Source organism: Vibrio hippocampi, assembly GCF_921292975.1.
Taxonomy (GTDB): Bacteria; Pseudomonadota; Gammaproteobacteria; order Enterobacterales; family Vibrionaceae; genus Vibrio; species Vibrio hippocampi.
Genome location: NZ_CAKLCM010000002.1, coordinates 1427586 through 1445619 on the forward strand (window position 1 = coordinate 1427586; position 18034 = coordinate 1445619).

Annotated in this window: 18 protein-coding genes; 12 read left to right on the forward strand and 6 right to left on the reverse strand. The window is 44.9% G+C overall.

Annotated elements, in window-relative coordinates; genetic code table 11:
• The first annotated feature begins 15 nt into the window (after positions 1-15).
• Positions 16-858, forward strand: coding sequence for an NAD-dependent epimerase/dehydratase family protein (locus tag L9Q39_RS08750; RefSeq protein ID WP_237484704.1), 843 nt, complete (start codon positions 16-18; stop codon positions 856-858).
• Between the two features lie 178 nt (positions 859-1036).
• Here the strand turns inward: L9Q39_RS08750 and L9Q39_RS08755 are convergent, their stop codons facing one another.
• On the reverse strand, positions 1037-1615 hold the full coding sequence (locus L9Q39_RS08755) for a thymidine kinase (protein ID WP_237484705.1): 579 nt from the start codon (positions 1613-1615) through the stop codon (positions 1037-1039).
• A gap of 140 nt (positions 1616-1755) precedes the next feature.
• A complete protein-coding gene (gene cysS / locus L9Q39_RS08760) occupies positions 1756-3141 on the reverse strand; it encodes a cysteine--tRNA ligase (RefSeq protein WP_237484706.1) in 1386 nt (461 codons plus the stop codon).
• A 240-nt stretch (positions 3142-3381) separates the two neighbouring features.
• On the opposite strand from cysS, the gene L9Q39_RS08765 reads away from it, so the two are divergent.
• From L9Q39_RS08765 to L9Q39_RS08780, 4 genes are all read left to right on the forward strand, one after another.
• On the forward strand, positions 3382-3876 hold the full coding sequence (locus L9Q39_RS08765; protein ID WP_237484707.1) for a peptidylprolyl isomerase: 495 nt from the start codon (positions 3382-3384) through the stop codon (positions 3874-3876).
• A gap of 81 nt (positions 3877-3957) precedes the next feature.
• Entirely contained in the window at positions 3958-4683 is a 726-nt protein-coding gene (lpxH, locus tag L9Q39_RS08770) for a UDP-2,3-diacylglucosamine diphosphatase (RefSeq protein ID WP_237484708.1), read from the forward strand.
• Positions 4684-4782: 99 nt separating this feature from the next.
• Positions 4783-6018, forward strand: a complete 1236-nt coding sequence (locus L9Q39_RS08775; RefSeq protein WP_237485540.1) for an EAL and HDOD domain-containing protein — start codon at positions 4783-4785, stop codon at positions 6016-6018.
• Positions 6019-6020: 2 nt separating this feature from the next.
• Positions 6021-6509, forward strand: a complete 489-nt coding sequence (locus tag L9Q39_RS08780) for a YchJ family metal-binding protein (RefSeq protein WP_237484709.1) — start codon at positions 6021-6023, stop codon at positions 6507-6509.
• A 188-nt stretch (positions 6510-6697) separates the two neighbouring features.
• Here the strand turns inward: L9Q39_RS08780 and L9Q39_RS08785 are convergent, their stop codons facing one another.
• Together L9Q39_RS08785 and L9Q39_RS08790 are read right to left on the reverse strand one after the other, a co-directional pair.
• Positions 6698-6895, reverse strand: a complete 198-nt coding sequence (locus L9Q39_RS08785) for a DUF4250 domain-containing protein (RefSeq protein ID WP_237484710.1) — start codon at positions 6893-6895, stop codon at positions 6698-6700.
• A gap of 145 nt (positions 6896-7040) precedes the next feature.
• Entirely contained in the window at positions 7041-7724 is a 684-nt protein-coding gene (locus tag L9Q39_RS08790; RefSeq protein ID WP_237484711.1) for an HI_1241 family integral membrane domain, read from the reverse strand.
• Between the two features lie 211 nt (positions 7725-7935).
• On the opposite strand from L9Q39_RS08790, the gene L9Q39_RS08795 reads away from it, so the two are divergent.
• From L9Q39_RS08795 to L9Q39_RS08805, 3 genes are all read left to right on the forward strand, one after another.
• On the forward strand, positions 7936-10305 hold the full coding sequence (locus L9Q39_RS08795) for a YgiQ family radical SAM protein (protein WP_237484712.1): 2370 nt from the start codon (positions 7936-7938) through the stop codon (positions 10303-10305).
• 183 nt (positions 10306-10488) lie between these two features.
• Complete coding sequence (locus L9Q39_RS08800; protein WP_237484713.1) at positions 10489-11415, forward strand: 1-aminocyclopropane-1-carboxylate deaminase/D-cysteine desulfhydrase; 927 nt, start codon at positions 10489-10491, stop codon at positions 11413-11415.
• 108 nt (positions 11416-11523) lie between these two features.
• Positions 11524-11967, forward strand: a complete 444-nt coding sequence (locus tag L9Q39_RS08805) for a dCMP deaminase family protein (RefSeq protein ID WP_237484714.1) — start codon at positions 11524-11526, stop codon at positions 11965-11967.
• Positions 11968-12067: 100 nt separating this feature from the next.
• Here the strand turns inward: L9Q39_RS08805 and L9Q39_RS08810 are convergent, their stop codons facing one another.
• A complete protein-coding gene (locus L9Q39_RS08810) occupies positions 12068-12826 on the reverse strand; it encodes a YccT family protein (protein ID WP_237484715.1) in 759 nt (252 codons plus the stop codon).
• 96 nt (positions 12827-12922) lie between these two features.
• Positions 12923-13882 (reverse strand): porin, encoded by a 960-nt coding sequence (locus L9Q39_RS08815; protein ID WP_354004647.1) that lies wholly within the window; start codon positions 13880-13882, stop codon positions 12923-12925.
• A gap of 542 nt (positions 13883-14424) precedes the next feature.
• Here L9Q39_RS08815 and dinG point away from each other — a divergent pair.
• The 4 genes from dinG (at position 14425) to rsmS (ending at position 18028) form a co-directional block, all read left to right on the forward strand.
• On the forward strand, positions 14425-16497 hold the full coding sequence (gene dinG / locus L9Q39_RS08820; protein ID WP_237484716.1) for an ATP-dependent DNA helicase DinG: 2073 nt from the start codon (positions 14425-14427) through the stop codon (positions 16495-16497).
• A 69-nt stretch (positions 16498-16566) separates the two neighbouring features.
• Positions 16567-17340: a sulfite exporter TauE/SafE family protein gene (locus L9Q39_RS08825; RefSeq protein ID WP_237484717.1), complete on the forward strand. Its 774-nt coding sequence runs from the start codon at positions 16567-16569 to the stop codon at positions 17338-17340.
• A complete protein-coding gene (priC, locus tag L9Q39_RS08830; RefSeq protein ID WP_237484718.1) occupies positions 17341-17871 on the forward strand; it encodes a primosomal replication protein PriC in 531 nt (176 codons plus the stop codon). It begins immediately after the preceding gene.
• Entirely contained in the window at positions 17849-18028 is a 180-nt protein-coding gene (gene rsmS / locus L9Q39_RS08835; RefSeq protein ID WP_237484719.1) for a pleiotropic regulatory protein RsmS, read from the forward strand. The genes priC and rsmS overlap by 23 nt, the downstream gene beginning before the upstream one ends.
• Positions 18029-18034: the final 6 nt, after the last annotated feature.

Below are 18034 nucleotides of genomic sequence, written 5' to 3' on the forward strand. Positions count from 1 at the left end.
CACAAGGAGTGCCCTATGGAACAATCACATATTCTCATCGTCGGTGCTGGTTGGTTGGGTATGCCATTAGCAAAAGCGCTAATGCAGCAGGGATATAAAGTCACAGCCACTCGAACACTAGAGTCTGGTGTAACGGCATTAGTAGAACACGGAATCAATGGCTTTTCACTCGATCTTGCCAAGCAAGACACTGAACTCGCCATAAAGCAAACCAGTTTAGATATCGAAAATTTAGGCATTACCGCTATTATTGGTTGTTTCCCACCTGGCTTCAGAAAAGGGGCAGGCGACGGCTATCCGAAGCACTGGCAAACCCTCACACAGATCGCGAAACAGGCAAAGGTAAAAAAGCTTGTCATGATAAGCTCTTCAGCGGTCTATCCAGAGCAAGGTGAGATCATGACTGAAGATATGGCTAAGCTGCCGATCGCCATCGAAAATCCAGCATTTAATGATAAATCGGTGATTCTACTCACTGCGGAAGAAGCGGTCAGGAACTCAACGCTTGACTACGCGATTATTCGCTGTAGCGGTCTATTTGGACCACTTCGTCATCCGTCACGTTTTGCGGCAAAACTCAGCTCAGTGAGTGACCAAGCCGCCGCGAATATGCTGCATCTTGATGACGCTATTGGCATCACGCTATTCGCTTTAGAAAACGTCAGCGCTCAAGTGATCAATGCAACCACGCCAAAAACTTGCGACAAGGCAAGTTTCTACCGCGCTGCGCTGCGTTCTGCGGGTTTGGATACCTCACTCAACCACGTCAATTCGGTCCCCAATAAAACCATCTCAAGTGAACGAGCAGAACGCCTAGGTTATGTGTTTAAGTATCAACATACGCTTGACGCGCTTTAGACTGCAAAACTTCCCTTTAAACAATGCTCCCCTTAAACAATGCTCCCTGTAAACAATACTTCCCTTCAAACAAAGCTACTGCCCTTTCAATAATAACCAGCGACTGAAATCGGTGGTTTAGGGCTGAAAACGAAAAAAGAGGTCAATGACCTCTTTTTTTACTGTGACTGCAGTGAATTTACTGATCCAAAGCTTCTTTGTAATGCTGACGACAGACCGACACATATCTGTCGTTGCCACCAATCGCCACTTGATCACCCTGAGCGATCGCTTTGCCGTGTTCATCGGTACGAATGACCATATTGGCTTTACGACCACAATGACAAACGGTTTTCAACTCAATTAACTTATCTGCCCAAGCAAGTAGGTGCTTACTGCCTTCAAACAGTTCACCTAAAAAGTCGGTTCTCAACCCATAACACAGTACAGGAATACGCAACTTATCAACCACTTCCGTCAATTGATACACCTGCTCTTTAGATAAGAACTGGCATTCATCCACTAAGATGCAGTGTCTTGGCGTTTGTTGGTGAAGGGCTTTGATATGCTCAAACAAATCGGTTTGTTGATGAAACAGTTCCGCTTCAGCGCTAAGACCAATTCGAGAACTTACTTTACCCACACCATAACGATCATCCAAGGCAGCGGTAAAAATGACCGGTGTCATTCCGCGCTCTCGATAATTGAATGAAGATTGCAACAGGGTGGTCGACTTACCTGCATTCATTGCAGAGTAATAAAAATACATCTGAGCCAAAACGGATCACCACATAATTAAATTTGAATAGAACCAGCTCTATTAAGTAACGAATAACTTATTAATAAAACTGTTATTTATACGGTTTGAACATAAAAATAAGCCCTTGTAACAAGGGCTTATTCAGTCAAAAACACACGTTATTTACGACGCCAAGTTGTCCCTTCTGGACCATCTTCAAGTACGATGCCCATCTCAGTTAACTTATCACGTGCCATATCGGCATTCGCCCAGTCTTTACTGGCACGAGAGTCATTGCGTAACTTAATCAGCGCTTCGATTTCAGCGACTTCATCGTTGTTGCCTGCATCACCTTTAAGGAACGCATCAGGGTCTTGATGCAGAATACCAATCACATCCGCTAGCTCGCGCATCAATGCGCCAAGTTGGCTCGCTTGCACAACATCCACGGTTTTCAGACGGTTAATTTCTCGCGCCATATCAAACAGTACTGAGTAAGCTTCTGGAGTGTTAAAGTCATCATTCATCGCCGTAGTGAAACGAGTCACATACTCTTCACCATGCGTTGTCGGTTCAGCATGCGCATCCAGTCCGCGCAGAGAAGTATAGAGACGTTCTAGACCCGCTCTTGCTTGGTCTAGATTCTCTTCACTGTAGTTTAGCTGACTACGATAGTGCCCAGACATTAAGAAGTAGCGCACTGTTTCGGCGTCGTAATGGTTCAATACATCACGGATAGTAAAGAAATTGCCTAGAGACTTAGACATCTTCTCTTTATCGACCATCACCATACCGCTGTGCATCCAAGTGTTGACATATTGGGTATCGTGAGCGCAGCAAGATTGCGCAATTTCATTTTCATGGTGTGGGAACTGCAGATCCGAACCACCACCGTGAATATCGAAGTGATCACCTAAGATAGATGAATTCATGGCCGAGCATTCAATGTGCCAACCTGGGCGACCTGCGCCCCATGGAGATTCCCATGTTGGCTCTCCCGGTTTTGACATTTTCCAAAGAACGAAGTCCAGTGGGCTGCGCTTAGCGCTTTCAATATCGACGCGTGCACCCGCTTGCAATTGATCAAGATCCTGCTTAGAAAGCTTGCCATAGTCGTCAAATTTACGCACTTCAAACATAACGTCACCGTTATCCGCAACGTAAGCAAAGCCACGCTCAATCAGTTTCTCTACCAGAGCAATGATCTCAGCAATAAATTCCGTCGCGCGAGGCTCAACATCTGGACGCTTCATATTCAGCGCATCAAAATCTGTATGCATTTCGCCAATAAGGCGCTCTGTTAACGCTTCGCAAGCTTCACCATTTTCATTGGCGCGTTTGATAATTTTATCGTCAATATCGGTAATGTTGCGCACAAAGGTCAAGTCATAACCTACATAGCGTAGGTAACGTGAGACAACATCAAACGACACAAAAGTACGACCGTGACCAATATGACAGAGATCGTAAATAGTGACTCCACAGACATACATGCCGACTTTACCAGCATGAATAGGTTTGAATTCCTCTTTTTGTCTTGTCAGTGTGTTGTATATTTTTAACATGATCGCTATCTAAATAATTCCGGTTTACAAATGAGTGGCGATTATAGCGAGAACCGCCTAAGAATTAAAACAATAACCGTCGCTTTATCTAATCCTTGCCAAGATGGATCAAATTGGCAAACCAAACTGTACAAAAACTCATCTTTAATCAAATATATCTCCGTTTCATCGTTTGCTTGTGATGCGAGTTACGCTAAACTCTGTGGTCTTAAACAGCAAAACATGGAATAGGAATTCATCATGATCACTCTTCACACGAATTTCGGTGATATCAAAATTCAACTAAACGAAGAAAAAGCACCTGAAACAAGTGCAAACTTTCTACAGTATTGTAAAGACGGTTTCTACGATAACACTCTGTTTCACCGCGTGATCGATGGCTTTATGATCCAAGGTGGCGGTATGACTTCTGGTCTAAAAGAGAAAGCAACCCGCGCACCTATCAAAAATGAAGCTAACAACGGTCTGAGCAATAAAATCGGTACACTTGCCATGGCTCGTACTATGGAACCGCATTCTGCAAGCTCACAGTTCTTTATCAATGTTAACGACAACACTTTCCTAGATTTTCGTTCAGAAAGCCTAGACGGTTGGGGTTATTGTGTATTTGGTGAAGTCATTGAAGGCCTGGATATCGTTAACAAGATTAAAACGGTTAGCACAGGTTCTATGGGTATGCACCAAGACGTGCCTCTTGAAGAAGTGATGATTACTGGCACAACGATTAGCGAGTAATAAGTCGTTAGTAATAGCAAGCCGTTAGTAATAGCAAATAAGTAATATCGGGAGGGTTCGCCCTCCCAATTAGTGAGTATTATGGCAACACTGTTTATTTCCGACCTCCACCTATCCCCTTCTCTGCCAAAGACAACAGATTGTTTTGTTCGTTTTATGCGTCAAGAAGCAATTGATGCCGATGCATTGTATGTATTAGGTGATCTGTTTGAGTTCTGGATTGGTGACGACGACCCAAGTGAGTTTGCGCAACAGATTCGAGACGAATTTTCCACCCTGACCCAGAAAGGCGTGCCTTGCTACTTTATTCAAGGGAATCGCGACTTTTTATTGGGCAAGAAGTTCTGTAAAAAGACAGGGGTTACACTGCTCGATGAGCACACAGTGATTGACCTCTACGGAAAGCCGGTGTTAATTATGCACGGGGATACACTCTGTATTGAGGATATAAAATATCAGCAATTTAGAGCTAAAGTGCATACCTCTTGGATTCAAAAGCTATTCAAGACACTTCCATTTTTTATTAGAAAACGTATAGTTCAGAAGGTTCAAACCGATATCAGGCATGACAAAGGAAGCAAGTCACTTGAGATTATGGATGTCACCCAGAGTGAAGTAGAGAACGTGATGATCCAAGCTGATGTTACGCTTTTGATTCACGGTCATACCCATCGACCCGATATCCATGAGTTCCAAGCCAATGGTCGCGATATGCAACGCATTGTGCTTGGTGATTGGTATCACCAAGGCTCTGTTCTAGTCTGCTATCCAGATAAACAGGATTTACAAGTAAGAAATTTCGCTTAAACGTAGGCTTCTGCGCACAAAACAGAACGACACTGTTGGTCAAGGAGCCCCATATAGCGATAACATGATAGCTAAGTTTTTGAGAGCACGATGCCCGATTTGAAATACTCATATATAGCTAGACAACCGATTCTAAACCGCGAGCAGAATACCGTCGGATACGAACTGCTATTTAGAGACGGTCCAAACAATACTTTCCCAGACATCGATCCTGAGCTAGCGACTAACCGACTACTATCCGAACACTTTCTCGCGACTCATTACTCAACGATTGGGGATAAGTTGGCTTTTGTTAATTTTCCTTACCAAAGTTTAGTGAATTTGGTTCCAACTCTCTTTCCAAAAGACAATCTAGTGATAGAGATCTTGGAAACCTGCGAACCGACTCAAGAGTTGCTGCAAGCTGTGCGTAAAATGCACCACGCAGGCTATACCATCGCACTGGATGACTTTATCCCCAAAAAAGAGTGGCTGCCGTTCTTAGCGTACACATCGATCATTAAGATCGATATTCGCCTCTACTCACTGCAAAAAGCGCAAAAGCTTATTCAACGCCTCGCGCCGTACGATATCGAGTTCTTAGCAGAAAAAGTGGAAACCCATGAGGAATTTGAACAAGCCAAAGAGATGGGCTTTAGTAAATTCCAAGGTTACTTCTTTAGCAAACCACAACTGATTCGACGCAAGCAGATAAAGCCGTCTTTTTTGACCGTAATTCAATTGGTCAAAGAGATCTCAAAAACAGAACTCGACTACGATGAGCTTGAACGGCTTATCTCCATCGACGTTACCCTGTCGTATAAACTGCTGACTTTTGTTAATTCATCGTATCTGATTCGTTCCGAGATCACCTCGTTTAAACAAGCTTTTATTTATCTTGGCGAAGACAGAGTACGAAAATTTATCTCTCTAGTTGCGATCACATCAACGCAAGATGATAAGCCTGATACCCTTTATAATCTCTCAATCCAGCGAGCGAGATTTTGCCAACTGCTTGTCAACGATATCGACCGAAGTATCGATGATGGACTTGGTTTCTTAACCGGGATGTTCTCCCTACTCGATTCGCTATTTGATCAGCCATTGATTGAATTGGTCGAGAAAATGCCGATCAATAGCTTGGTTAAGGTGGCACTTGTGACAGGTCAAGGCAAGTTAGGGCATATGCTTTCCTTAGTTAAAGCCTATGAAGTAGCGGAATGGGACAAGGTTTCAGGGCTGTGCAATAAGCTGAAACTTAACGATGAGCAGTTAGCCAAGCACTATGACGCCTCGATTAAGTGGACAGAAGATCTGTTGACTATCGAACCCGATCAAATTAGCAGAATGGAGTAACTATGACTCTATGTTACTGCGGGAGTTCTCAAGAATATCGTCAATGTTGCCAACCGATCCATCAAGATCCAAGTAAGGCAACCAAACCTGAACAGCTTATGAGAGCCCGCTACAGCGCACACTGCTGTAGAGATGTCGACTTTGTCGTCAATACCTATCATCCAAGCTGCAACGCCGAAGCTGACCGTCAGGCTATTGCAGAATCAATCCACAGTGATTGGAAAGGTTTATCGGTTATTAGTAGCGAAGCCGGAGAGACAGACAGCGAAGGCTTTGTTACCTTTCAAGCAACTCTGCATGAAGATGGGATGGAATATACCCTCGCTGAACGTTCACGGTTCTTGTTTGAAAACCAGCAATGGTATTACGTCGACGGTGTGATTGACGATAGCATAGCGCCTAAACCGCTCCCGAAACATTCGCTAAAAGTACAACGTAACGATCCCTGCCCATGTGGAAGTGGTAAGAAATACAAAAAATGCTGCGGCTAGGCTATATACTGCGGATAGGTTGTATGCTGCGGATAGGTTGTATGCTGTGCATAGCTTGCAAGACGTAAACCATTTGAACATTGCTGCGATTGAACCAATCAAAAAGGCATACTGATGACTCGGTATGCCTTAATTATGGTGGGTCTTTCGGTTCAAAAGCCACTCGCTTTAACTAAACCCGTTCAACTCTATCGAAGCGCTTTGAATTGATTCGTAAGCGGATCATACTGGTAGCCAAGACCATCAAGTTTGCCGACTACATTCTCCACATCCATCTCATATCGACTTGCCAATTCTTCGAAAGAGTCACACTCCAAACGAAGTTTCTCATTCAATATCCCGAGCAAAATTGAACTATCAAAATGGTTTACATTACTAAGATCCATCGCCACACCTCTCTAAGCAAAACTAAACACCTTAAGCGTTACCAAACCGCATCCACCCAGTTCAAAACTTGGCGCTTTTATAATGTTAGCTCTATTCGCCTAAATAGGTAGTGACTTGGCTAACAAATCACCGTTTAGATTTGGATCATTGATGCCAAAACAGAGATAACATCGGCGCTGTTGCACCGATTAAAGCAAGTAGTCCAAGTGCAGTGCCTAACGGCTTAGCTGGAGTATGCTTAATCAAAGGCCAGCACCAAAAGCCAATGCCGACAAATAACAATACTATCGAAACGACGATAAGGCTTAAACTAGACTCAATGAATGCATCATCCCAAGATGACAAATTCCATGCGAGTGCGACCACACAAAACATGGATACGACAACCCCCACAACCGGTAAAATGCGATGAAAGGCTTGCAGTCTCGACTTGGCGACCACCAAAAACAGACTGCTCATGGCTAAGCCAATCAGCAAACCACTGATAGCGACAAAGACCGATAGCGATACTGAAGGCTGCTGAACAACAATAATAGCGGCAAAAGAAAGGCTTAAACCATTCGCTAAATGGAGCAACCAGAAAGGACCTTTGTCACGAGTTTTCTCTTTGCTTACTCGTGAATAGAAATAAACAATCGCAAATACCACCATAAACGCTTCTATCTTCAATGAAGCAACCGCCAACCATAAAACAGCCAGTGCGGGCAGTAGGCGGTGAATACGTCCTCTTTGACCCGGACAAATTTCCCCTTTCGCCAAGATCAGCGTCAAAATCAGTAAAGTGGTGGTCAATGCAGGAGCAAAAAGTGTTAAAACTGCGAACGTCATTGTCTATCTATACTATCTGGTTTATGAAGCGAGCAATCATATCCTACCCTTATACGTTTAGCGAACATTTAGCTTGTGAATCGCGGTTGTAAATTAAGCTTGTTAACACCTACTTTTGTTTAACCACACGCTATATAAGGGATAAGATCTCAAGGTGACTTGCCTGAGGCATAAGTATATAATGCACGCCGTCAAAACTAGAGGTTAAAATATGCACAATTCGATTACCCCCATCTATGACTACAAAAAGCACTGGGCGGAGTGCTTTGGAGTCGCGCCTTTTCTACCAACATCAAGAAAAGAGATGGAGGCATTAGGCTGGGACAGTTGCGACATCATTATTGTCACTGGCGATGCTTATGTGGATCACCCTAGTTTTGGTATGGCGATTATTGGTCGTCTTTTGGAGGCGCAAGGCTTCCGTGTCGGTATTATTGCCCAACCTGACTGGAGCAATAAAAACGACTTTATGACGCTGGGTCAGCCAAACCTGTTTTTTGGCATTACAGCCGGCAACATGGATTCCATGATCAACCGCTATACTGCCGACCGTAAACTTCGTCATGACGATGCTTATACCCCAAATAATGAAGGGGGCAAACGTCCTGACCGAGCGACGCTAGTTTACTCTCAGCGCTGCCGAGAAGCCTACAAAGAAACACCGATTGTGTTGGGTGGTATTGAAGCCAGTCTGCGCCGCATTGCGCATTATGATTATTGGTCAGATAAAGTGCGTCGCTCCGTACTACTCGACGCCAAAGCCGATATTCTGTTGTTTGGTAACGCAGAACGCGCACTTGTTGACGTCGCTCACCGTCTTGCTGAGGGTGAAAGCATTAGCTCATTGACCAATATTCGCGGTACTGCTGTGAACCTCGCCAATGAGCCAGAAGGTTTTGCGATTATTGATTCCTCAAGAATTGAGAAACCGGGTAAAGCCTTTGTTCCGACTAACCCTTATCAAGTTGAAGAAAACTGCGATACCAAAGTCGAGCAGCCAAAAGCGGCACCTATCACAGTGCAACCATCGCGCCATGATGCTGAGCGCACTGCGGTTCGTTTACCTCCTTTCGAAAAGCTGAACAATGACCGTATTCTTTATGCTCATGCAAGCCGTGTGATGCATCTTGAGACAAACCCATATTCAGGTCGTGCATTAATCCAACGTCATGGCAACCGTGAGTTATGGGTCAACCGTGCGCCGATTCCACTCACCACCGAAGAGATGGATTATGTGTTTGGTTTACCTTTTGCTCGTGTGCCGCACCCAAAATACGGAAAATCCAAGATCCCGGCTTATGACATGATCAAAACCTCGGTCAATATCATGCGTGGCTGCTTTGGTGGTTGTTCGTTCTGCTCCATTACCGAACATGAGGGGCGTATTATTCAGAACCGTTCACAAGAGTCTATCCTGAACGAGTTAGAAGAAATTCGCGACAAAGTACCGGGCTTTACCGGTACGATTTCCGATCTTGGTGGTCCAACCGCCAACATGTATCGTCTTGGCTGCTCCGATCCAAAAGCAGAGATTAACTGTCGACGTCCATCTTGCGTCTTCCCGGGGATCTGTAACAAACTCAATACCGATCACAAGCACACCATCGACCTCTATCGCGCGGCACGTAAAGTGGACGGCATTAAAAAGGTCATGATTGCTTCGGGTGTTCGTTACGATCTTGCGATTGAATCTCCGGAGTACGTGAAAGAACTCGTCACTCACCACGTCGGCGGCTATCTAAAAATTGCGCCAGAGCACACGGAAAAAGGTCCACTGGATCTGATGATGAAACCGGGCATGGGTGCCTATGATCGCTTTAAAGAGATGTTTGAAAAATATAGCGAACAAGCCGGTAAGAAACAGTACTTGATCCCCTACTTTATCTCGGCTCACCCGGGTACAGAAGATGAAGACATGCTAAATCTCGCGCTGTGGCTGAAACGCAACAACTATGAATGCGATCAAGTACAAAACTTCTACCCTTCACCGATGTGTAATGCAACGTCGATGTATTACTCAGAAACCAACCCGTTAAAACGTGTAAAGTACAAAAAACGCGAAGATGTTCCTGTCGCCAAGGGCGAACGCCAGCGCCGTTTACATAAAGCACTACTGCGTTATCACGATCCGGCAAACTGGCCATTAATTCGTGAAGCTTTGACTAGCATGGGTAAAAGCTACCTGATTGGTGATAAAGCAAGCTGTTTAGTTCCTGCTGAAGACTTGCAAGCCCAAACACCGGCTCAACGCAGAAAGTCGGGTCGTCATGGCGCCAATCGTTTTGCCACTAAGCACACCAAAGGTCAACCGGATATCCGTACCGATGGGCAGCAACAAAACAAGGGAAATTCAAGCCCGCAAAGCCGTAACGGAAATAACACCGCACAAGGCAAAGCGAACAGCCATAAGCCTAATCAAGGTAAAGCGGGACAAGGTAATCAAAGCCCAGGCAAACACAGCTCTGGAAAACAAGGCTCTGGAAAACAAAGTTCTGGGAAACAAGGCACAGGCAAACCAAGAGCAGGTAAACAAGGTTCCGGTAAGCCTAGCTCCACACGCCGCAAACAGAGAGCGCACTAAGTTATCCAATAAGGGCATTGTCAAAATGCCCTTATTTTTTTCACGCTAAACGCCTTCAATCTCAATCTCAATCTCAATCTCAAGCGAATAATAATCGCAATACCACTTGTTAAGTGATTCGTTAATTGTCTCTTACTGACGATAGCGGTAGAATCCCCCTCTTTTCTCAAAGAATGACCCGTTGTGAACCTTAAAGACAGCCCAGTGACCCAGCATTGTTTTCATGGACAACGTTTCTATTTAAAGCGTGATGACCTATTGCACGGACACTTCAATGGCAATAAAGCGCGTAAGTTTTACAGCTTGCTTACCGAACCGGCTCCTAAAGTCACTCGCTTGATTGGTTGGGGTTCTGCCCAAGCTAACTCCTTAACGGCTTTAGCCGCTCTGGCGTGTGTTAAAGGCTGGAAGTTGACCTTTTATGTGGATCACAAACCTCATTGGTTAGACAAAAAGCCAATCGGCAACTATCGCACAGCATTAGAACTCGGGGCAGAGATCATCTCGTTAACCGAATTACTGGGCAAAGAAGCTCCCCATCCTCAAGATTATATTGAAGCCACTCATGGGCAAGATCCCGAGTGTTTGATTGTACCCGAAGGTGGTCGCTCCACTATCGCCAAGCCCGGTATCGATTTATTAGCCGCGGAAATTTTAGACTGGGCGAGGCTAAATAACGAGGGCAAGCCGCTCAAAGTCGCGCTCCCTTCAGGCACGGGAACGACGGCGCTATTTTTAGCGCAAACCCTACAGCCTAATGGGATTGAGGTGCTCACCTGTCCATGCGTGGGTGGCAAAGAGTACTTAAAAACTCAATTTCGCCAATTAGGGCAATTTGACCACACACCGACCATTCTTGAGCTCGACTACAAGCACCACTTTGGCAAGCTTTACCCAGCGGATTATGAAATTTGGACGGAGCTCCAGCAACAAACGCATATAGAGTTCGATCTACTCTACGATCCGATGATGTGGCAATGCTTACTAGAATGGCAATCTCACCACCCCGATCATACGTTGCTTTATATACATCAAGGCGGGCTGTTGGGGAATGAGAGTATGGTGGCGAGGTATGAAAGGGATTTAGGTGCTAGGGTGCTAGGGTGCTAGGGTGCTAGGGTGCTAGGGTGAGCTTACAATTTTCTTCTCGTCTAATGGCAATAACTTTTGTAAACTCAAGCGATTAACTACACATAAAACATCAATATCGGAGGGGATATGGCGTCGAAGTGGGCAAAACGATTTATTCAGATGGCAGAACTGGTTGGTTCTTGGAGTAAAGATCCATCGACACAAGTTGGGGCTGTGATTACGAAAAATAACCGTATCGTTTCTGTCGGTTTCAATGGTTACCCACATGGGATCTCAGACAGTGCCGAAATTGATGAGCGTGAGACTAAATACCTAAAAACCTTGCATGCCGAAGAAAACGCGATCCTGTTCGCTAAACGAGATCTCGATGGCTGTGATATTTGGGTCACTCATTTTCCTTGCCCAAACTGTGCGGCAAAAATCATTCAGACTGGCATTTCTGTCGTCCACTGCCCTGCGCAAAGTGAAGATTTCTTGTCTCGTTGGGGCGATAAAATTTCTCTCAGCCAAGATATGTTTGAGCAAGCGGGTGTCCATATTGATTGGTTAGTGCTCGACGAACCACAATAATAGGCATCAAAAAGGCCACTCTGCGGTGGCCTTAGATTCGTTATCCCGTTTAAACCTATCATCGGCTTTCGCTTCAATCCGATGAAGCGCACTGCCGGAATTATTCTTGATCGATCATCCAACGACGAAACGCTTTACGCTCCTCTACACTCGATTTTAAATACCAAGCTTTAAGTTGATCAATATTTTCTGAATCACTCGGTGTTGATACTGTTGATACGGTTGATACCTCCAGCGCGTGATTAGAGGCTGTCGTTGATGTTGCTACCGCAGAAGCAGTGGCGACAGGGACAACGGCGGCGGTAGCTAGAGAGTCAGTATTAGCTGATGACACACTTGTCGCCCATTGAGGAGCATGTTCTTTGTTATATTCTTCAAGCAAGCCCTCCATATCAGAGTACGGAAATAGCCCCGAGTTACCTTCCAGCTTAGTCACCGTATATTGAACCGTATTACCATCTTGCAGTACACGCCACTCTGGCTCATCTTTTCTGAACACCGCCTCGGCCTCGATACGGCTTCTTGCGACTGGGTGATTGATCTTGATTTCCTCACCGCTGGCTTGCAACGTCATGATATAGGGTGACGACACGTAGGGCCTTTCATTGCTGCCTCGCCCTACTTTTTTATTCATTCTCACTACAAGTTGTACTGGTCCCTGCGCGACTTGATGATCATCAGAAGAACTTTCTGTCTCAACCCCATTCACAAACAGAAGATCAACACCTCTAAGAGGGGTGACTGTTGTTGCCTGTACACAAAAAGCGGCAACACTCACGGCGGCAACACCAATCCATTTACCCAGTCTCGCTGCCTTTAACGCGATTGGATTACACAAAGATACACCATCAATGGTCATGTTATATTCCCCAAGATACCAACTAAATCTAAGATACCAACTAAAAAAGCCACCTTGTATCAAGGTGGCTTCCTTGCAACATATTGTTAAGTTTAATTAAAACTCAACTAACATGCCAATCGCATAACCCGTTTGTGAGTCATCAGCGTCATCACCACCGACCTCGGCATAGATGGTCGTTGCGGGTGCAATACCGTAGCCAGCATTTAAGTACCAAGCATTGTAGTCACCACCGATGTCTTGATCTGAATAGCTATACCCAGCTGCAAACAACCAATCACTCAGTGCGTAGTTAGCTGCTAAGCCAAAAGTATCGGCCTTACCTTGTCCAGGAAGATCCCCATCGACATCAGAATAATAATAACCCGCAGCAAGACCTAAGTTTCCGAAACCGCCATAGCGCGCTTCAAGCGCAACAACCGTTTGGTCGCCAACTGGGTCACCACCTATCATTGCGCCGTCAGAATCCAGATCACCAAAGAATGCTGTTAGATCAAAGTCTGCGAAACGCGCACCGACTTTACCGTCAACCCAAAGACCGTCTTCGCCCATGGTAGCAACATCGCCATCTTTATTTTGTGCCAAAGCCAATGCTGCGTAGAAAGTCCCTGTATCAAGGTCATAACGCAAGGCTTCATCCATATTGTATGGGTGCCCATTTTGGAAGAATGAAGAAATACCAAATTGATAGTCATCACCAATACCTGCATCATCAAGTACAGTGTCTAAACGACCAAATTTAATGCTACCGTATGATTGGCTATATAAAGCAACGTAAGCATTACCTTCATTTGAACCATCATCTTCATCCGCACTGAATTCAAGATACGCACCAACAGATAGTTCGTTGTTCACCATATATTGAACATCAAAACCAAAGTCAGCATCTTGAATTTCTTGTTGGAAATCTTCTCCGTCAGTTAATGGCTTTAAATAAACCACTTCAACGTCGCCGGTCATGTTAACGGACACTTTATCTTTGTTATAAAGTTCAATCGCAAATGCTGAGTTAGATGCAGCAAGCACCGATAACGCAACGAGAGTTTTCTTCATCATAATCCACTGCCTTTTCTTAGTTAGGAATTCCTTTTTAGGTTCCCTTTTTTATATAAAGCATTACAAAAAACCAAAACAAACAAAACGAAAAGCATTATCGACTACTTGCGTTGGTTATTTGAACACTCGTAAATCTCATTTTCAAGAATGCAAAAGTTATAACTCAATGTCAAACAGGTGAAAATTTATAAAAAAATGTACGAAAACTCCGACAAATCATCAATTTATGCAACAAATATTAAAACACTCAGCAACACATAAACGGCTAACCATCAATAAATTCCATCCTGTAATCAGCAGATTAATAGGACTTTATTTTTAACATTAACTTCATAGATGCCGATTGAAACACAAACAACCAAATAAATAGAGGTTTACGGTTATTTATCACACTGCATACCTATTAAGAGGGTGGGCAAATTTAAGTTCATTTTATTTTTGTGATGTTGTTCAAATTTACACACTAAAAGTGATAAGTGATTAGAAATGCGTGTCAGATACCTTATGTGATAACATGCCCACCGCAGATATCAGGGTCTTATATGCTTACCACTAACATTCAAAAATCGATTCGTCACAGCTACCAAAACCTCCAGCACCAGTTGGACAACTTTGTTCCCCGTCGCGCGCAAAACTACTTAGTCGCGGAAATTGCCAAAACCTTATGTGGGCAATATCATAAATCGACGCGCATGATGGTTGCGGAAGCCGGAACCGGCATAGGCAAAAGCCTCTCTTACCTAATGGCAAGCATCCCTGTCGCCGTTCAGAACAACCGTAAGATCGTTATTTCAACCGCTACGGTTGCACTTCAAGAACAGTTGCTTCACAAAGATCTGCCGCTCTATCGTCGGATTACCGACCAAAATTTTTCTTTCGTTATCGCCAAAGGTCGACAACGATACTGCTGTGCTGAAAAACTTGCCGTCGCCTGTGGTGCCGATGGTGGTCAGATGGCAATGTTTGAAAGCAAACCTAAAAAATCTGACATCGAGCAATTAGATAAAATGTATCGAAGTCTTGCTTCTGGAAAATGGAGTGGCGATAGAGACTCTTGGTCAACGCCGATTGACGATGCTATTTGGCAGTCTGTTGTCAGTGAAAAACATAGCTGTAACAGCAGCTTACCAGCACATAGACAGTGCCCCTTTGCCAAAGCCCGTTCGGAGCTAGATAAAAACGATGTCATCATTGCCAACCACAGCTTGGTGATGGCGGACGCCGAATTAGGTGGTGGCGTTATTCTGCCTGAACCGGAAAACACCCTGTTTATTTTTGATGAAGCGCATCATCTTCCGCAAGTGGCGAGAGATCACGCCTCGGCAGCGGCAAGTCTTAAAGGTGTGACCGCTTGGCTTGAGCGTCTTAACCAAGCCGCAAGTAAACTTTCTGGGCTTGCTGATGAAAAGCGGGTCGGTCGTTTTCGCAATGAATTACAAGATGCAATTCAACAATTAATTCCCCTTCTTTCTGAGGTCAATACGTATTGTTCTAGCCTACCCTTTGAAGAAAAAGTGTGTCGATTTGAACATGGCGATCTGCCAGAGTGGTTAGAGTTACAAGCCAAGACGCTGAAGCAATTATCACAAAAAGGGGCACAAGCTGCGGGTAAAATCGCCGATCTAATCTCCGAAAGACTGAAAGATGGAGAAATTGCCGCACGTTTAGCCGAGCCGGCATTAGCAGAATTAGGCTTTTACATTCAACGCTTCGATAACTTAGCGGCTGTCTGGCGTTTAATGGCGGTAGTGCAGAAAGACAAAGGCGCACCACTCGCCCGTTGGATAGAAAAAAGCCCAGAAAGAGAGGACGATCATGTGGTTAGCGTCGCGCCTCTTGAGGTCGGTTGGCAGCTTGACCAACAACTCTGGTCACGCTGTGTCGGTGCGATATTAGTTTCCGCTACGATGCGAGCATTGAATTCTTTCTCTTTTTTCTGCCACCAAGCAGGGATCAGTCAAAAAGAACAAGATGGGGTGCAATTTCTAGCCCTTGCTTCTCCGTTTGATTATCAAACGCAGGGAGAACTCATCGTGCCTAAAATGAACAACGAACCGCAAGCACCGCAGTTTACCGACGAATTGTGTGAAAAAATGCTCGATTTCATCGCAGAGGGTAAGAGCAACCTAGTGCTCTTTGCCTCCTATTGGCAGATGAACAAAGTCGCGGACAACCTTAAAGGTAAGTTCGCCCTCAAAGGTTGGCATTTGCAAGTACAAGGGGAAACGTCCCGTAGCGAGATCCTTAACAAGCACAAGACGCTCACCCAATGCGGTAAAACCAGTATTCTATTTGGAACGGGTAGCTTCTCGGAAGGTCTCGATTTGCCCGGCGCGTTGCTAGAGAATTTGATCATCACCAAAATCCCATTTGCTGTGCCGACCTCTCCGATTGAACAAGCCCATGCTGAGTATGTGGAAAGCAAGGGGGGCAATGCCTTTATGCAAATTACGGTTCCAGAGGCAAGTAAAAAGCTGATACAATCAGCAGGTCGCTTACTTCGGAAAGAACAGGACTCAGGGAAGCTCTACATTCTCGATCGGCGAATCGTCACCAAAAGGTATGGTAAGTCCCTGCTCGATTCCCTGCCGCCATTTAAGATAACCATTATTTAAAATGGTCATTATCTATAAATTAGAATAACAAATAAAACAAAACGATCAGCGAAAAGTAAGCGAGAATTGATGGAATTTATTGAACCAGGCATGTTAGTGGTATTGGCACTTGTCGCCTTTGTTGCAGGATTTATCGACGCAGTCGCCGGCGGCGGTGGCATGTTAACAGTGCCGGCTCTTCTCTCTCTCGGATTACCCCCTCATATCGCGTTAGGTACCAACAAACTCGCGGCCACTTTTGCTTCATCAACCGCGGCGTTAACTTATTACCGCAAACGCTTATTTCAACCAAAGTTTTGGCTTCGTGCTTTTCTTGCCACACTATTGGGGGCAACATTCGGCACGCTCGTCGTCGATATGATCAGCACCGACTGGCTGGAAAAAGTACTGCCTTTGATTATCTTAGCAACCGCTATTTATACCATCTGGCATCGTTCCCCTCATAACGATGCCAATCATGATATCAATTCAAGCATGCCGAATTTCAATAAAAAACAGTCCGTACAAGGTTTTACCCTTGGCTTTTATGACGGTGTTGCAGGTCCAGGAACTGGCGCGTTTTGGACCGTTAGTTCAATGGCGTTGTACAAGGTGAATATTCTGCTCGCTTCCGGTCTTGCCAAAGCGATGAACTTCACCAGTAACTTTACCTCTTTAGTGACATTTGCCTTACTGGGTCATATCAACTGGGTTCTTGGTCTAACGATGGGTGTCTGTTTGATGGCGGGCGCTTATATCGGCGCACACTCTGCGATAAGGTTTGGTGCTAAATTCATCCGACCTATTTTTGTTAGCGTAGTGAGTGTCCTTGCGATCAAACTGGCCTTCGATGCCTGGTTTTAGATGATGAATCGAGCTCAGCTGCAAGCGAAACTATCAACATTACACGCCAATGCGGAGCGATACGATCGTTCGGCTAAGCCCGCGGCTCTGCCCTTTGACGAACAGCTATTTTTTACTCGTAGTGAAAAACTGCTGCCCTACGTCAAAGAACTCAACGACAATTTTCAACAGTTGGGTCATTCTGCCAATAGTGAGCGCAATGATTACTTTGCGGAGCGCTTTGTCAACCAACTCCAAGCATTAGAACGCTTTCTCGCGAGCAGGGAGCATACTCAGCCATCCTCGCCGACCCAATCTCTGCTGGAACTCAGAGAGTCTCTTGCCCAACATAGAGAGTGGGAACGTAAACTGTGTGAGTTAGTGCGCAATAAAGAGAACCTCGCTAGTCAAAATCAACAACATCTTGAAAGCGCCAATGAAGTTGTCATCGCTCAGCAAAGACTCAATCGCTGCCGTAACGCCATCTATCAACTTGAAGAAACCATTGCACAACAGGAAGGGTTTGTCCGTGGACAACAAAAATACCAGTAAAGACGCTCACTCAGCAGGGCTAGACAATGCGCCAGAGGAGATCAAACTCGCCGTCGATCTTATCTACCTGTTAGAAACTAATGAGATCGAGCCAAGCATTGCATTGAAAGCACTCGCGATTGTAAGGCAAGACCTAGAAAAAAAGCTGAACCCCTAAAGGTTC

Bases quoted from the DNA above. Each gene is read 5' to 3' on its own strand.
- L9Q39_RS08750 (WP_237484704.1), top strand. From the start codon at position 16: ATGGAACAATCACATATTCTCATCGTCGGTGCTGGTTGGTTGGGTATG.
- cysS (WP_237484706.1), bottom strand. From the start codon at position 3,141: ATGTTAAAAATATACAACACACTGACAAGACAAAAAGAGGAATTCAAA.
- L9Q39_RS08765 (WP_237484707.1), top strand. From the start codon at position 3,382: ATGATCACTCTTCACACGAATTTCGGTGATATCAAAATTCAACTAAAC.
- lpxH (WP_237484708.1), top strand. From the start codon at position 3,958: ATGGCAACACTGTTTATTTCCGACCTCCACCTATCCCCTTCTCTGCCA.
- L9Q39_RS08780 (WP_237484709.1), top strand. From the start codon at position 6,021: ATGACTCTATGTTACTGCGGGAGTTCTCAAGAATATCGTCAATGTTGC.
- L9Q39_RS08785 (WP_237484710.1), bottom strand. From the start codon at position 6,895: ATGGATCTTAGTAATGTAAACCATTTTGATAGTTCAATTTTGCTCGGG.
- L9Q39_RS08790 (WP_237484711.1), bottom strand. From the start codon at position 7,724: ATGACGTTCGCAGTTTTAACACTTTTTGCTCCTGCATTGACCACCACT.
- L9Q39_RS08795 (WP_237484712.1), top strand. From the start codon at position 7,936: ATGCACAATTCGATTACCCCCATCTATGACTACAAAAAGCACTGGGCG.
- L9Q39_RS08805 (WP_237484714.1), top strand. From the start codon at position 11,524: ATGGCGTCGAAGTGGGCAAAACGATTTATTCAGATGGCAGAACTGGTT.
- L9Q39_RS08810 (WP_237484715.1), bottom strand. From the start codon at position 12,826: ATGACCATTGATGGTGTATCTTTGTGTAATCCAATCGCGTTAAAGGCA.
- L9Q39_RS08815 (WP_354004647.1), bottom strand. From the start codon at position 13,882: ATGATGAAGAAAACTCTCGTTGCGTTATCGGTGCTTGCTGCATCTAAC.
- dinG (WP_237484716.1), top strand. From the start codon at position 14,425: ATGCTTACCACTAACATTCAAAAATCGATTCGTCACAGCTACCAAAAC.
- L9Q39_RS08825 (WP_237484717.1), top strand. From the start codon at position 16,567: ATGGAATTTATTGAACCAGGCATGTTAGTGGTATTGGCACTTGTCGCC.
- priC (WP_237484718.1), top strand. From the start codon at position 17,341: ATGATGAATCGAGCTCAGCTGCAAGCGAAACTATCAACATTACACGCC.